General features: G+C 67.2%; 13 protein-coding genes and 3 tRNA genes. 10 read left to right on the top strand and 6 right to left on the bottom strand.

Annotated elements, in window-relative coordinates; translation table 11 throughout:
• Window positions 1–24: 24 nt before the first annotated feature.
• The 4 genes from BLU22_RS14355 to BLU22_RS14340 form a co-directional block, all read right to left on the bottom strand.
• Window positions 25–474, bottom strand: coding sequence for an NUDIX hydrolase (locus BLU22_RS14355; protein ID WP_090215880.1), 450 nt, complete (start codon window positions 472–474; stop codon window positions 25–27).
• 122 nt (window positions 475–596) lie between these two features.
• Window positions 597–2,825, bottom strand: a complete 2,229-nt coding sequence (locus tag BLU22_RS14350; protein WP_090215877.1) for an NADP-dependent isocitrate dehydrogenase — start codon at window positions 2,823–2,825, stop codon at window positions 597–599.
• 526 nt (window positions 2,826–3,351) lie between these two features.
• Window positions 3,352–3,774 carry a DUF6306 domain-containing protein gene (locus BLU22_RS14345; RefSeq protein WP_090215875.1) on the bottom strand — a complete coding sequence of 141 codons (423 nt, stop codon included), beginning with the start codon at window positions 3,772–3,774 and terminating at the stop codon, window positions 3,352–3,354.
• A gap of 282 nt (window positions 3,775–4,056) precedes the next feature.
• Window positions 4,057–4,144, bottom strand: a tRNA-Ser gene (locus tag BLU22_RS14340).
• A gap of 122 nt (window positions 4,145–4,266) precedes the next feature.
• Here BLU22_RS14340 and BLU22_RS14335 point away from each other — a divergent pair.
• From BLU22_RS14335 to BLU22_RS14310, 6 genes are all read left to right on the top strand, one after another.
• Complete coding sequence (locus tag BLU22_RS14335; RefSeq protein WP_090215872.1) at window positions 4,267–4,935, top strand: Bax inhibitor-1/YccA family protein; 669 nt, start codon at window positions 4,267–4,269, stop codon at window positions 4,933–4,935.
• Window positions 4,936–5,089: 154 nt separating this feature from the next.
• A complete protein-coding gene (gene tusD / locus BLU22_RS14330) occupies window positions 5,090–5,482 on the top strand; it encodes a sulfurtransferase complex subunit TusD (RefSeq protein ID WP_090215870.1) in 393 nt (130 codons plus the stop codon).
• 2 nt (window positions 5,483–5,484) lie between these two features.
• Entirely contained in the window at window positions 5,485–5,844 is a 360-nt protein-coding gene (gene tusC / locus BLU22_RS14325; RefSeq protein ID WP_090215867.1) for a sulfurtransferase complex subunit TusC, read from the top strand.
• Window positions 5,844–6,143 carry a sulfurtransferase complex subunit TusB gene (tusB, locus tag BLU22_RS14320; RefSeq protein WP_090215866.1) on the top strand — a complete coding sequence of 100 codons (300 nt, stop codon included), beginning with the start codon at window positions 5,844–5,846 and terminating at the stop codon, window positions 6,141–6,143. Before tusC ends, tusB begins: the two co-directional genes overlap by 1 nt.
• Window positions 6,140–6,475, top strand: a complete 336-nt coding sequence (locus BLU22_RS14315; protein ID WP_090215863.1) for a TusE/DsrC/DsvC family sulfur relay protein — start codon at window positions 6,140–6,142, stop codon at window positions 6,473–6,475. Before tusB ends, BLU22_RS14315 begins: the two co-directional genes overlap by 4 nt.
• Window positions 6,472–7,455 carry a glycosyl transferase family protein gene (locus BLU22_RS14310; RefSeq protein WP_090215862.1) on the top strand — a complete coding sequence of 328 codons (984 nt, stop codon included), beginning with the start codon at window positions 6,472–6,474 and terminating at the stop codon, window positions 7,453–7,455. Before BLU22_RS14315 ends, BLU22_RS14310 begins: the two co-directional genes overlap by 4 nt.
• A gap of 21 nt (window positions 7,456–7,476) precedes the next feature.
• On the opposite strand, the gene BLU22_RS14305 is transcribed toward BLU22_RS14310, so the two are convergent.
• Window positions 7,477–9,117, bottom strand: coding sequence for a methyl-accepting chemotaxis protein (locus BLU22_RS14305; RefSeq protein ID WP_090215859.1), 1,641 nt, complete (start codon window positions 9,115–9,117; stop codon window positions 7,477–7,479).
• Window positions 9,118–9,321: 204 nt separating this feature from the next.
• Between BLU22_RS14305 and BLU22_RS14300 the strand changes: the two genes are divergently transcribed.
• Window positions 9,322–9,720, top strand: a complete 399-nt coding sequence (locus BLU22_RS14300) for a PA2779 family protein (RefSeq protein WP_090215856.1) — start codon at window positions 9,322–9,324, stop codon at window positions 9,718–9,720.
• A gap of 35 nt (window positions 9,721–9,755) precedes the next feature.
• Window positions 9,756–10,673: a PA2778 family cysteine peptidase gene (locus BLU22_RS14295; protein WP_090216506.1), complete on the top strand. Its 918-nt coding sequence runs from the start codon at window positions 9,756–9,758 to the stop codon at window positions 10,671–10,673.
• Window positions 10,674–10,680: 7 nt separating this feature from the next.
• Here the strand turns inward: BLU22_RS14295 and BLU22_RS14290 are convergent, their stop codons facing one another.
• Complete coding sequence (locus BLU22_RS14290; protein WP_090215853.1) at window positions 10,681–11,964, bottom strand: NAD(P)/FAD-dependent oxidoreductase; 1,284 nt, start codon at window positions 11,962–11,964, stop codon at window positions 10,681–10,683.
• Window positions 11,965–12,131: 167 nt separating this feature from the next.
• Here BLU22_RS14290 and BLU22_RS14285 point away from each other — a divergent pair.
• Together BLU22_RS14285 and BLU22_RS14280 are read left to right on the top strand one after the other, a co-directional pair.
• Window positions 12,132–12,208, top strand: a tRNA-Val gene (locus BLU22_RS14285).
• A 15-nt stretch (window positions 12,209–12,223) separates the two neighbouring features.
• Window positions 12,224–12,300, top strand: a tRNA-Val gene (locus BLU22_RS14280).
• Window positions 12,301–12,314 lie beyond the last annotated feature (14 nt).

Raw genomic sequence — 12,314 nt, 5'->3', positions numbered from 1 at the left:
AGCAGGGCGGGAAGGGCGCGGCGATCAGCCCGGCAGGCGGATCAGCGCCAGCGGGTAGCACTCGCCCTGCAGGTAGTCGTCGATGCAGCGGGCGACCAGGTGGCTGCGCCACTGTTCGCGGCGCGCCTCCAGCTCCTCGCGGCTCAGCCAGCGCGGGCCGATGATGCCCTCGTCGAGCGCCAGTTCGGGGCGGTGGCGCAGCGGGCGGGCGGCGAAGCATACGCGCTGGTAGGTCACGCCGTTGCTCGGTGCGGTGTACAGATAGATGCCGGTGACGCCGGTCAGCTCGACCTCCCAGCCGGTCTCTTCGAGGGTTTCGCGCCGGGCGGCGTCCAGCAGGCTTTCGTCGGCCTCCAGGTGGCCGGCCGGCTGGTTGAGCACCACGCGGCCTTCGGCGTGTTCCTCGACCAGCAGGAAGCGGCCCTGGTCCTCGACCACGGTGGCGACGGTGACGTGCGGGGTGAAACGGGTCATGGGGTTCTCCTCGTGCGGTGGCGCGCGTGCCTGCGGCAGAAACGGAAACCCCGGCACCGGGCCGGGGTTTCTGTCGAGGCTACCGACGGGCGAGCCCGTCGGTCACGCAGCGCGCAGCAGGCTTAGGCCAGTTGCGCCAGGGCGGCGTTGAAGGTAGCGCTCGGGCGCATGGCCTGGCTGGTCAGCTGCGGATCGGCATGGTAGTAGCCGCCGATGTCGACCGGCTTGCCCTGCACCTCGTTCAGCTCGGCAACGATCTTCTCCTCGTTGTCGGTCAGGCTCTTGGCCAGATCGGCGAACTGGGCTTGCAGCTCCAGGTCATCGCTCTGGGCGGCCAGGGCCTGGGCCCAGTACAGCGCCAGATAGAAGTGGCTGCCGCGGTTGTCGAGCTGGCCGACCTTGCGCGACGGCGACTTGTTGCTGTCGAGGAACTGGCCGTTGGCCTGGTCCAGGGTCTTGGCCAGCACCAGCGCCTTGGCGTTGTCGGTGGTGGTGCCCAGGTGTTCGAGGGAGGCAGCCAGGGCCAGGAACTCGCCCAGCGAATCCCAGCGCAGGTGGTTCTCCTCGACGAACTGCTGGACGTGCTTGGGCGCGGAGCCGCCGGCGCCGGTCTCGAACAGGCCGCCGCCGTTCATCAGCGGGACGATCGACAGCATCTTGGCGCTGGTGCCCAGCTCCATGATCGGGAACAGGTCGGTCAGGTAGTCGCGCAGCACGTTGCCGGTGACGGAGATGGTGTCCTTGCCGGCGCGGATGCGCTGCAGGGAGAACTTCATCGCCTCGACCGGGGCCATGATGTGGATTTCCAGGCCGCTGGTGTCGTGGTCCTTGAGGTACTGCTCGACCTTGGCGATCACCTGGGCGTCGTGGGCGCGCTTGGCGTCCAGCCAGAACACCGCCGGGGTGTTGCTGGCGCGGGCGCGGTTGACGGCCAGCTTGACCCAGTCCTGGATCGGCAGATCCTTGACCTGGCACATGCGCCAGATGTCGCCGGCCTCGACAGCCTGCTCCATCAGCACCTTGCCGTTCTGGTCGGTCACGCGGACCGTGCCGGCGGCCGGGATCTCGAAGGTCTTGTCGTGGGAGCCGTATTCCTCGGCCTGCTGGGCCATCAGGCCGACGTTCGGCACGCTGCCCATGGTCACAGGATCAAAGGCGCCGTGCTGCTTGCAGTCTTCGATGACGGCCTGATAGATGGTCGCGTAGCAGCGATCCGGGATCAGCGCCTTGGTGTCGTGCAGCTGGCCGTCCGGGCCCCACATCTTGCCGGAGTCGCGGATCATCGCCGGCATCGAGGCGTCGACGATCACGTCGCTCGGCACGTGCAGGTTGGTGATGCCCTTGTCGGAGTTGACCATGGCCAGCGGCGGACGCTGGGCGTACACGGCCTGGACGTCGGCTTCGATCTCGGCCTGCTTCTCGGCCGGCAGGGCCTTGATGCGGGCGTACAGGTCGCCGATGCCGTTGTTGATGTTGAAGCCGACTTCCTTGAGCACTTCGGCGTGCTTGTCCAGGGCGTCCTTGTAGTACTCGGCGACGATGTGGCCGAACATGATCGGGTCGGAGACCTTCATCATGGTGGCCTTGAGGTGCGCGGAGAGCAGCACGCCCTGCTGCTTGGCCTCATCGATCTGCGCGGCGATGAAGCTGCGCAGGGCCTTCTTGCTCATCACCGAGGAGTCGATGATTTCACCGGCCAGCACGGCGGTCTTTTCCTTGAGCACCTTGCTGCTGCCGTCGGCGCCGATCAGTTCGATCTTGACGCTGCCGGGGGCTTCGATCAGTGCGGCCTGCTCGCTGCCGTAGAAGTCGCCGTTGCTCATGTAGGCGATGTGCGACTTGGAGTCGGCGCTCCAGGTGCCCATCTTATGCGGATGCTTGCGGGCGTAGTTCTTGACCGACAGCGGGGCGCGGCGGTCGGAGTTGCCCTCGCGCAGGACCGGGTTCACGGCGCTGCCCTTGATCTTGTCGTAACGGGCCTTGACGTCCTTTTCGGTGTCGTTGGCCGGTGCTTCCGGGTATTCCGGTAGCTTGTAGCCGTGCTCCTGCAGTTCCTTGATCGCCGCCTTGAGCTGCGGGATCGAGGCGCTGATGTTGGGCAGCTTGATGATGTTGGCTTCGGGGGTGGTCGCCAGCTGGCCCAGTTCGGCCAGGTGGTCGCCGATCTGCTGCTCTGCGCTCAGGTATTCGGGGAAGCTGGCCAGGATGCGGCCGGCGAGGGAGATGTCGCGGGTTTCAACAGAGATGCCGGAGGAGGCGGTGAAGGCTTTGATGATCGGAAGCAGGGAGTAGGTCGCCAGGGCGGGTGCTTCGTCGGTAAAGGTGTAGATAATCTTTGAGCGAGTGGACATCTTCTAATCTAACCCTCAGTTTTGCTGTGGTTGCACAATGTCTTGATGCGCGCAAGAGGATGCTTTTTTGGCGATTCCGAGCGCATCGGCTTTTGGCCATGGGCGGTTGTTGTTATGGGGATCGACCGTCTGTTGGTCGAAAGGCGTAGAACGCATTCCGCTTCGCTATTCGGGTCTCTACCGCCGCAATCGTGCGGCAGCATATCACGATATGTCCATGGGATTCATGACGTTGCGTTGCCTGGGCGGGGCGTCCGGGCGCGCTGGCGCCGGTCTTCGACCGCGTTCGCACAGCCGCTCTGGAACGCGCCTTGGGGCGATGCTTGCGGGGCCTGCAGCAGGGCGGCGAAAGCGCTGTGCGGGTCGTTGTACTTTGGTCGTGGACGCTGCCGTGCACGACCTCTCCCGAATCGTTCGCAAGGCGAACCCGCAAGCGGGCTGGCACCGCGCATTCGTCCCTCGCGGCATCGCCCGCCGCACGCTGTCGAAGCCTGTACCGCTGCGATGACGATACCCCGCCCAGGTGTCAATTGTGTGCTGCCGCGCTGTTCTGCTCGTGGATGCGCAGCACCTCCTCCAGCTCGGCGCGGATCAGCGCATCGTCACAGCCCGGCAGATGCTCGCGCAGGGTGCGGATCACCCATTGCTGGCCGCGGTCGACGAACTGCAGTCGCTCCTCCAGCGGCTCGATAGCCATGGCTTTGGCGTAGAAGGCGCCGGTGTCGCGGTTGGGTTCCAGGCCCAGGTGGTTGAGGCAGTTGAGCAGGTGGCGGCAGCTGTCGCCCTCGCCCTGCAGGATTTGCTGCAGCAGCGCGCGCTGGGCGTCGTCCTCGCTCTGGCGCAGGCTTTCGCCGGCCACCTTGGCACCGGCGCGCTCGGCGCTGAGGAGGATCTGCAGCAGTTCGCCCAGCTGTTCGGCGGGCATGGGATGGCTCGATGACTCTGGCATGGTGCTCTCCTGACGCGGTCTGCTGGGCCTGTGGCGGCATGTACCTGTGCGGTCAGAATAGCGCTTTTGCGAGCTGTGGGGACTTTGCGGCGAGTGCTGGTCTTGTTGCGAGGCGATGTGTTGGCGCTATATCCGGGCGGAATAAGGTGGGCGTTGTGCGCTCGCTCGGATGGCGCGGCAATTCGCAGAGCTACTCGTATGGGAGTAGGGCAGGACTATGTTGAAGTGGTTTTATTCCCAGAAACACGAAAGCCCCGGATTCCGGGGCTTTCGATTGCAATCTGGCGGAAGCGTAGAGATTCGAACTCTAGGACAGTTGCCCGTCGGCGGTTTTCAAGACCGCTGCCTTAAACCACTCGGCCACGCTTCCTTAACAGGGCCGCAATACTACCGGATCGAAACAGCCTGTCAAACTCTGTTGCCCGGTGCCGGGCGGGGCTTTGCTAAGATTTGCTCGTCCCATTGCGCCAGTGTCCATCCAGGAGGAGCAACATGCGCGAACATCCTTATGTCCTGCACGATACGCAGGTCGAGCAGCAGGCGACCAGCAAGGTCCTGCGCAATACCTATGCGCTGCTGGCGCTGACGCTGGGCTTCAGCGGTCTGGTGGCGTTCGCCGCGCAGCAGGCGCAGGTGCCGCATCCGGGCATTCTGCTCACTCTGGTCGGTTTCTACGGTCTGTTCTTCCTGACCGTGAAGCTGCGCAACTCCGGCTGGGGGCTGCTCAGCACCTTCGCCCTGACCGGTTTCATGGGCTACACCCTGGGGCCGATCCTCAACCGCTATCTGGCGTTGAGCAACGGCGCCGACCTGATCGTCAGCGCCTTCGCGATGACTGCCATCGTGTTCGGCGGCCTGTCGGCCTACGTGCTGACCACCCGCAAGAACATGAGCTTCCTGTCGGGCTTCATCACCGTGGGCTTCTTCGTCCTGCTCGGTGCCATGCTGGCGGCCTGGCTGTTCGAGATCAGCGGCCTGCAGCTGGCGATCAGCGCCGGTTTCGTGCTGTTCTCCTCGGCGGCGATCCTCTGGCAGACCAGCGAGATCATCCACGGTGGCGAGCGCAACTACGTGATGGCGACTATCAGCCTGTATGTGTCGATCTACAACCTGTTCCTCAGCCTGTTGCAGATCCTCGGCATCATGGGCAGCGACGACTGACCGCCGTCGCGCCTTTCGGACCCGCCGCCCTGGCGGGTCTTTTCGTTTATCATGCCGGCTAACGCCATTAGCCAGCCTTGAGCGGGTGCGTCTGGTGGGCGGGGAGGGCGGTGTCCATGCCGCCTCCGCCCGCCGGGCGTACCCGGAAGATGCCATGAAATTCGCCCTTGCCCTGTTCGCCGCGCCCCATGCCCCGTCCAGTCGTCGCGCCCTGCGTTTTGCCGAAGCACTGCTGGCCGAGGGGCACGAGATCGTGCGGCTGTTCTTCTATCAGGATGCCGTGCATCTGGGGTCGGCCCTGCCGGTCGCCGCCCAGGACGAGCTGGACCTGCCCGCCGCCTGGCGCGCGCTGGTGGAGCGGCATCGCCTGGATGCGGTGGTCTGCATCGCCGCCGCCCTGCGCCGCGGTGTGCTGGATGCCGGCGAAGCCGAGCGCTATCGGCGCCCGGCGGCCAATCTGAGCCAAGGCTGGACGCTGTCGGGCCTTGGGCAGTGGCACGAGATGGCCCAGGAGGCCGACCGGCTGATCTGTTTCGGAGGCGACTGAGCATGGCCAAATCCCTGTTGCTGATCTGCCGGCGCGCGCCGTGGAGCGGCCCGGCGGCGCGCGAGGCGCTGGATGTGGCGTTGGCCGGCGGCGCCTTCGACCTGCCGATCAGCCTGCTGTTTCTCGATGACGGTGTGTTCCAGCTGCAGGCCGGCCAGCAGCCGGCCCTGCTGGAGCAGAAGGACCTGGGCGCCAACCTCAGGGCGTTGCCGCTGTTCGGCATCGAGGCGCTGTATGTGGCGGCTGCCGACCTGCAGCGCCGTGGTCTGGAGGCCGCGCAGCTGGCCCTGCCGGCGACGCTAGTGGAGGACGCCGCGCTGGCGGCCCTGCTCAATCGACACGATCTGGTGATGACCCTCTGATGTCCACCCTGCACCTGCTTTCCCGCTCGCCGTTCGGCGATGACAGCTTCGCCAGTTGCCTGCGCCTGCTCGGTGCCGACGACGGCCTGCTGCTGACTGGCGATGCCGTCCATGCCCTGCAACCTGGAACGGCGCCGCGCGCCCTGCTGGAGGCGCTGCCCGCCGGGCAGCCGCTGTTCATCCTGGACGAAGATCTGGCCGCCCGTGGCCTGGCTGCGCCGGCCCGGGTGACGGTGGTCGACTATGCCGGCTTCGTCGACCTGAGCCTGCGTTTTGCACGGGTCAACAGCTGGCTATGAATTGTCTCGACGTGAGCGGCCGGCAGATTGCGCTGGACGGCGACGGCTATCTGCAGCAGCTCGGCGACTGGGACCGGGCGGTGGCCGAGGCGCTGGCTGCCCGCGAGGGGCTGGCGCTGAGCGCCGAGCACTGGGAAATTCTCGATCTGCTGCGGCGCTTCCACGCCGAGTTCCAGCTGTCGCCGGCGACCCGGCCGCTGATCCGCTACGTGGCCCAGCAGTTGGGCGCGGAGAAGGGCAACAGCCTGTACCTCAACCGCCTGTTCAACGGCACTCCTGCCAAACTGGCCGCCAAGCTGGCCGGGCTACCGAAACCGACCAACTGCATATGACGCCGATCCCGACCACTCCCGAAGAACATCCCTTCGCCGCCTTCGTGCGCATTCTCGGCAAGGGCAAGCGCGGCGCCCGCGACCTGACCCGCGACGAAGCGCGCGAGGCGATGGGCATGCTGCTCGACGGGCGGGTCGAGGACGTCCAGCTCGGCGCCTTCCTGATGCTGCTGCGGCACAAGGAGGAGAGCGCCGAGGAGCTGGCCGGCTTCACCGAGGCGGTGCGCGCGCGGGTCGCCGCGCCGGCCATCGCGGTGGACCTGGACTGGCCGAGCTATGCCGGCAAGAAGCGCCATCTGCCCTGGTACCTGCTGGCCGCCAAGGCGCTGGCGGCGGGCGGGGTGCGGATCTTCATGCACGGTGGCGGCGCGCACACCGCCGGCCGGCTGTACAGCGAGCAGATGCTTGCGGCCCTGGAGATTCCCTGCTGCGCGGACTGGGCGGAGGTCGAGGCGGCACTGGCGCGCGGCGGGCTCGCCTTCATGCCGCTGGGCGCCTGGATGCCGGCGCTGCAGCGGATGATCGACCTGCGCAACACCCTCGGTCTGCGCTCGCCGATCCACTCGCTGGCACGGGTGCTCAACCCGCTGGGCGCGCGTTGCGCGCTGCAGAGTATCTTCCATCCCGGCTATCAGGCGGTGCATCGCGAGGCCAGCCGCTTGCTCGGCGACCATGCCCTGGTGATCAAGGGCGATGGCGGCGAGATCGAGGCCAACCCCGATGCCGCCATGCACCTTTACGGCGCCACGGGCGGGCAGGCCTGGGACGAGGAGTGGCCGGCGTTGTCCGCGCAGCGCCACGTCAAGCCTGCCCGACTCGATCCCGCGCACCTGCTCGCGGTGTGGCGCGGCGAGGCGCAGGACGCCTACGGCTTGCTGGCGGTGCGTGCCAGCATGGCGCTGGCCTTGCGCGGCCTGGGCCTGGACCGCGAGGACGCATTCGCGCGCGCCGATGCCCTGTGGAGTGCGCGGCTGGGCTGATACGCGTCGCTTGCCCGGCGTTCAGGCCGCGGCGAAGCGCCGTTGCCGCGTCACCGGGGCAGGTTCGACGTCATTGTCGTAGGCGTTGTCGTCGGCATCGGAGCGCACCGGCTGGCTGATGCGGAAGCTTTCCACCCGCTGCTTCATCTGCTCGGCCTGATCTTCCAAGGCGGCGGCCGCGCTGCGCGACTGCTCGACCAGCAGGGCGTTCTGCCGGGTGCTGTTGTCCATCTGGTGGATGGCGTTGTCGATCTGCTCGATGCCCGCGCTCTGCTCGCGGGTGCCGCTGGCCACTTCCTGCATCAGGCTGGACAGGCGATCGATCGAGGCGACGGTGGCGCGGATGCTGGCGCCGCTGTGCTCGGCCTGTCGTGCGCCGTCGTTGATCTTGCCGGCGATGGCCTCGATCAACTGGCGGATCTCGCTGGCCGAGTCGGCGCTGCGGCTGGCCAGGGTGCGCACCTCGGCGGCTACCACGGCGAATCCGCGACCCTGCTCGCCGGCCCGCGCCGCCTCGACTGAGGCGTTGAGGGCGAGGATGTTGGTCTGGAAGGCGATCGAGTCGATTACCTGGATGATGTCGTTGATCTTCTGCGAGCTGTCGGCCAGCTCCTGCATCAGCTGGATCGACTGCGCCACGTCGCGGCCGCCGCTCTGCGCGGTGCGTGCCGCCTCCAGGGCCAGCTGGCTGGCCTGCTCGGTGACTTCGCTGTTCTGCCGGACGATGCCGGTGATCTGGCTCATGCTCGATGCAGTCTGCTGCAGGGCGATGGCCTGCTCCTGGGTGCGTGCGGCCAGCGCCTGGCTGCCGGTCAGGACCTCGTGGGCACCGTCGAGCACGCTTTCGCTGCTGTCGTGCAGGGAAATCACCAGGCTGGACAGGCGCTGGTTGGTTTCGCCCATGGCGCTGAGCAACTGACCGGTCTCGTCGTGGTTGTGGCCGTGCAGGCTCTGGGTCAGGTCGCCGTCGGCCAGGCGCCGGGTGGCGTCGAGGGCGCGTTGCAGGGGGCGGGTGATGCTGCGGGTGATCGACAGGGCCATGGCGCCGGCGATCAGCACGGCGAGCACGGCAAAGCCCAGCAGGCTGTTGCGCGACAGGTAGTACTGCCGGGCGACCTGGGTGGCGGCCTCGCTCATCAGCTGCAGGGCGCGCTGCTCGATATCGGCGGCCAGGGTGTCGAGCTGCTGCACCTCGTCGTTGAACTGGCCGAAGACCATGTTGGCGATGCCGGTATCGGTCAGGTCCTGTTCCTCGATGCGCGCGTAGAGGGCGGCGAAGCCGTTGCTGTAGGCGATCAGCTGCTTTTCCGACTCCTCGTAGAGCGCGCGCAACTCCTCGGAGGGCGCCAGGGCGGCGCCCTCGTCGAGCAGGCGCAGCAGTTGCTGGTGGGCCTCGTCCCATTTCTGCTTGTGCGGGCGGACGCTGGCGAGGAAGGCGACGTTGATGAAGATTTCCTTCTCCAGGCGGCGCTCCTCCAGGGTCAGGCGGCGGATTTCCGAGGCGTTGTGGGCGAGCACCACATGAGTGTCGAGCATCTCGGTGGCGGTGTCGCGCTGGGCGTCGAGGCCGTGCAGGCCGGCGCCGGTGGCGGCGATCATCAGCAGGACGATGGTGGCGAAGGCGAGGGCCAGGCGGGTACCGATGGTCAGGCGGGAGAGCATCAGGCAGTTTCCAATGGAATAAGGAAGTGGAGCCTTTATTAGAGTTTTTGTATGTCGCCGGGATGACCGTCGTGTTGCGAAATCATGACAATCATGGCGGGGTGCCATCGCGGTGCCGGTATCCTGGCGAAGCCTCCTCTATGCTCTGCAGGAACCCGTGGAGGTGACGGGAGTCTAGAGCCTTCCCCACTCAGGAGAGTCGTCATGTTCAAGAGACCAATCCGCCGCCGTCTGGCGGTCGCACTGCTGGCCGCCCAGTTGTGCGCCGGCGTCCAGGTGCCGCTGGCCCAGGCGGCGATGCTCGGCATCGGCGAGGTGCTGCAGGCCCAGCAGCAACAGCTCGACCGCCAGCAACTGCTGGCCATGCTCGACGACCAGGGCGTGCGTGACAAGCTGGCGGCACTGGGCGTCGAGCGCGAGCAGGTCGAGCGGCGCATCGCCAGCCTGAGCAACGCCGAGCTGGCGCAGTTCAATCAACAGCTCGGCGAGGCGCCGGCCGGCGGCATCGTCGGGGTCATCGTGCTGTTTTTGGTGATCTTCATCATCACCGACATGCTCTGCGCCACCGACCTGTTCTCCTTCGTCAAGTGCATCAACCGTTGAGCCGGGGCCTGCTGGCCCTGCTGCTCGGGGCGCTGCTGCTCGGCGGCTGCGCGGCGCGGCCGGTGCTGGGGCCCGCGGCGGGTCTGCCGCCGCGGGTGGAGCTGGAGGAGGTGCCGTTTTTCCCCCAGGAGGACTACCAGTGCGGTCCGGCCGCATTGGCCACCATGCTCGGTCAGCGCGGCTTGAGTGAGGAGCCCGACGCGCTGCGGCGCGAGGTCTATCTGCCCGGCCGCCAGGGCAGCCTGCAGGTGGAGCTGGTGGCGGCGGCGCGCCAGCGCGACCTGCTGGTCTATCCCGTGGCGCCGCGGTTGGAGGCGCTGCTGGCCGAAGTGGCGGCCGGCCATCCGGTTCTGGTGCTGCAGAACCTGGCGTTCGACTGGTATCCGCGCTGGCACTTCGCCGTGCTGGTCGGTTACGACCTGTCCCGGCAACAGCTGATCCTGCGTTCGGGCACCACCCGGCGCTGGCTGAGCGACTTCGCCAGCTTCGACGCCACCTGGGCGCGCGGCGGGCGCTGGGCAGTGTTGACCCTGCCGGCGGATCGGCTGCCGGCGCAGGCGCAGCCGCAGGTCTGGCTGCAGGCGGCGGCGGATCTGGAGCAGGTCGGTCGCGGCGCGGCGGCGCTGCAGGCCTATCGGGTGGCGACCGTACGCTGGCCCGCCGCCGGATTGCCGTGGTTCGCTCTGGGCAATGCCCGCTATGCCGCGCGGGATGTGCCTGGCGCGCAGGAGGCTCTGCTGCGGGCGGTGCACGTCGAACCCGGTCTGGCGCCGGGCTGGTCGAACCTGGCCCATGTGCTGGCCGAGCAGGGTTGCGCGGTCGAGGCGCGGGTGGCGCAAGGCTGCGCGCAGCGCCTGGCGCCCGCCGATGCCCGGCTGCGCGAATCCCTGCCGGCGGCTGGCGCGGCAGGGTCGTGCCCGAGCCTGCCGGCGTGTCCGGCGACGCTTCCCTGAGCTGTCCTCAGAGCCCCAGGCAGTCGCGCAACTGGTAGTAGCAGGCGCCCAGCGCCGTGAGCGGTACGCGCAGCAGGCGCCCGCCGGGGAAGGGGTAGTGCGGCAGGCTGGCGAAAGCGTCGAAACGCTCGGCCTGGCCGCGCAGGGCCTCGGCCAGCACCTTGCCGGCCAGGTGCGTATAGGTGACGCCGTGGCCGCTGCAGCCTTGCGAATAGTAGAGGTTGTCGCCCAGGCGACCGACCTGCGGCAGGCGCGAGAGGGTCAGCAGGAAGTTGCCGGTCCAGGCGAAGTCGATGCGGGTGTCCTGCAGTTGCGGGAAGGTTCTGAGCATCTTCGGGCGGATGATCGAGACGATGTCGCTGGGGTCGCGGGCGCCGTAAGTCACGCCACCGCCGTAGATCAGGCGGCGGTCGGCGGACAGGCGGAAATAGTCGAGCAGGTAGTTGCAGTCCTCGACGCAGTGATCGCCCGGCAGCAGGGCGCGGGCGCTGGCTTCGTCGAGCGGTTCGGTGGCGATCACCTGGCTGCCGCAGGGCATCGACTTGGCCGCCAGTTCGGGCAACAGGTTGCCGAGGTAGGCGTTGCCGGCGACGATCGCGAAGCGCGCGCGTACCTGCCCGTGGGGTGTGTGCAGGCGCAGGGTGCTGCCGCGCTCGATGCGGATCACCGGCGACTGCTCGTGGATGCGTCCGCCCAGCGACTCGACCGCGGCCGCTTCGCCCAGCGCCAGGTTGAGCGGGTGGATATGCCCGCCGCTGCGGTCGAGCAGGCCGCCGATGTAGCCCTCGCTGGCCACGCAGCGGCGGATCGCCTGGCGATCCAGCAGCTCCAGCTGGGTGTGGCCGTGGCGCTCCCAGAGCGATTTCTGGGTCTCCAGGTGGCGCATCTGTTTATCGGTGAAGGCGGCGAAGATGCCGCCGTCCTTGAGGTCGCAGGCGATCCGGTAGCGGGCGATGCGCTCGCGAATGATCCGTCCGCCCTCGAAGGCCATCTGCGCCATCAGGGCTGCGGCCTTGGGTGGGGCGCTGCGCTCGATCACGTCGATGTCGCGGCTATAGCTGTTGACGATCTGGCCGCCGTTGCGCCCCGAGGCGCCGAAGCCGACCTTCGCCGCTTCCAGTACGGTGACGCGAAAGCCATGCTCCAGCAGGAACAGGGCGCTGGACAGGCCGGTGTAGCCGGCGCCGACGATGCACACATCGGTGTCCTGCTCGCCCTGCAGGGCCGGTCGCTCCGCGGCGGGGTGGGCGGAGAAGGCATAGTAGGATTGCGGGTAGGGAGTGTGCGCCATCTTGCAACCTCTGTTGTATATCCTTTACGACACCCTGATCCTAAGCCCGATCCCGCAGGGCTGCCAGAGCGTCCCGGCTTCAGCGAGAAAAATGCAGTTTTTCAGTGGCTTAGCGAAAAAACTGTTGACGGGCTCGGGAAGCCTCTCTAATATTCGCGGCGCAACGCAGGCACATAGCTCAGTTGGTTAGAGCACCACCTTGACATGGTGGGGGTCGTTGGTTCGAGTCCAATTGTGCCTACCAGATTTCAGCAGTTGCAGGCGCATAGCTCAGTTGGTTAGAGCACCACCTTGACATGGTGGGGGTCGTTGGTTCGAGTCCAATTGCGCCTACCAACAAAACAGAAAAG

The organism is Pseudomonas guangdongensis, from assembly GCF_900105885.1.
Taxonomy (GTDB): domain Bacteria; phylum Pseudomonadota; class Gammaproteobacteria; order Pseudomonadales; family Pseudomonadaceae; genus Geopseudomonas; species Geopseudomonas guangdongensis.
The sequence above is the reverse complement of the archived record's forward strand: the minus strand, read 5'-3'. Positions and strand labels throughout refer to the sequence as shown.

Bases quoted from the DNA above. Each gene is read 5' to 3' on its own strand.
- BLU22_RS14355 (WP_090215880.1), bottom strand. From the start codon at position 474: ATGACCCGTTTCACCCCGCACGTCACCGTCGCCACCGTGGTCGAGGAC.
- BLU22_RS14350 (WP_090215877.1), bottom strand. From the start codon at position 2,825: ATGTCCACTCGCTCAAAGATTATCTACACCTTTACCGACGAAGCACCC.
- BLU22_RS14345 (WP_090215875.1), bottom strand. From the start codon at position 3,774: ATGCCAGAGTCATCGAGCCATCCCATGCCCGCCGAACAGCTGGGCGAA.
- BLU22_RS14335 (WP_090215872.1), top strand. From the start codon at position 4,267: ATGCGCGAACATCCTTATGTCCTGCACGATACGCAGGTCGAGCAGCAG.
- tusD (WP_090215870.1), top strand. From the start codon at position 5,090: ATGAAATTCGCCCTTGCCCTGTTCGCCGCGCCCCATGCCCCGTCCAGT.
- tusC (WP_090215867.1), top strand. From the start codon at position 5,485: ATGGCCAAATCCCTGTTGCTGATCTGCCGGCGCGCGCCGTGGAGCGGC.
- tusB (WP_090215866.1), top strand. From the start codon at position 5,844: ATGTCCACCCTGCACCTGCTTTCCCGCTCGCCGTTCGGCGATGACAGC.
- BLU22_RS14315 (WP_090215863.1), top strand. From the start codon at position 6,140: ATGAATTGTCTCGACGTGAGCGGCCGGCAGATTGCGCTGGACGGCGAC.
- BLU22_RS14310 (WP_090215862.1), top strand. From the start codon at position 6,472: ATGACGCCGATCCCGACCACTCCCGAAGAACATCCCTTCGCCGCCTTC.
- BLU22_RS14305 (WP_090215859.1), bottom strand. From the start codon at position 9,117: ATGCTCTCCCGCCTGACCATCGGTACCCGCCTGGCCCTCGCCTTCGCC.
- BLU22_RS14300 (WP_090215856.1), top strand. From the start codon at position 9,322: ATGTTCAAGAGACCAATCCGCCGCCGTCTGGCGGTCGCACTGCTGGCC.
- BLU22_RS14290 (WP_090215853.1), bottom strand. From the start codon at position 11,964: ATGGCGCACACTCCCTACCCGCAATCCTACTATGCCTTCTCCGCCCAC.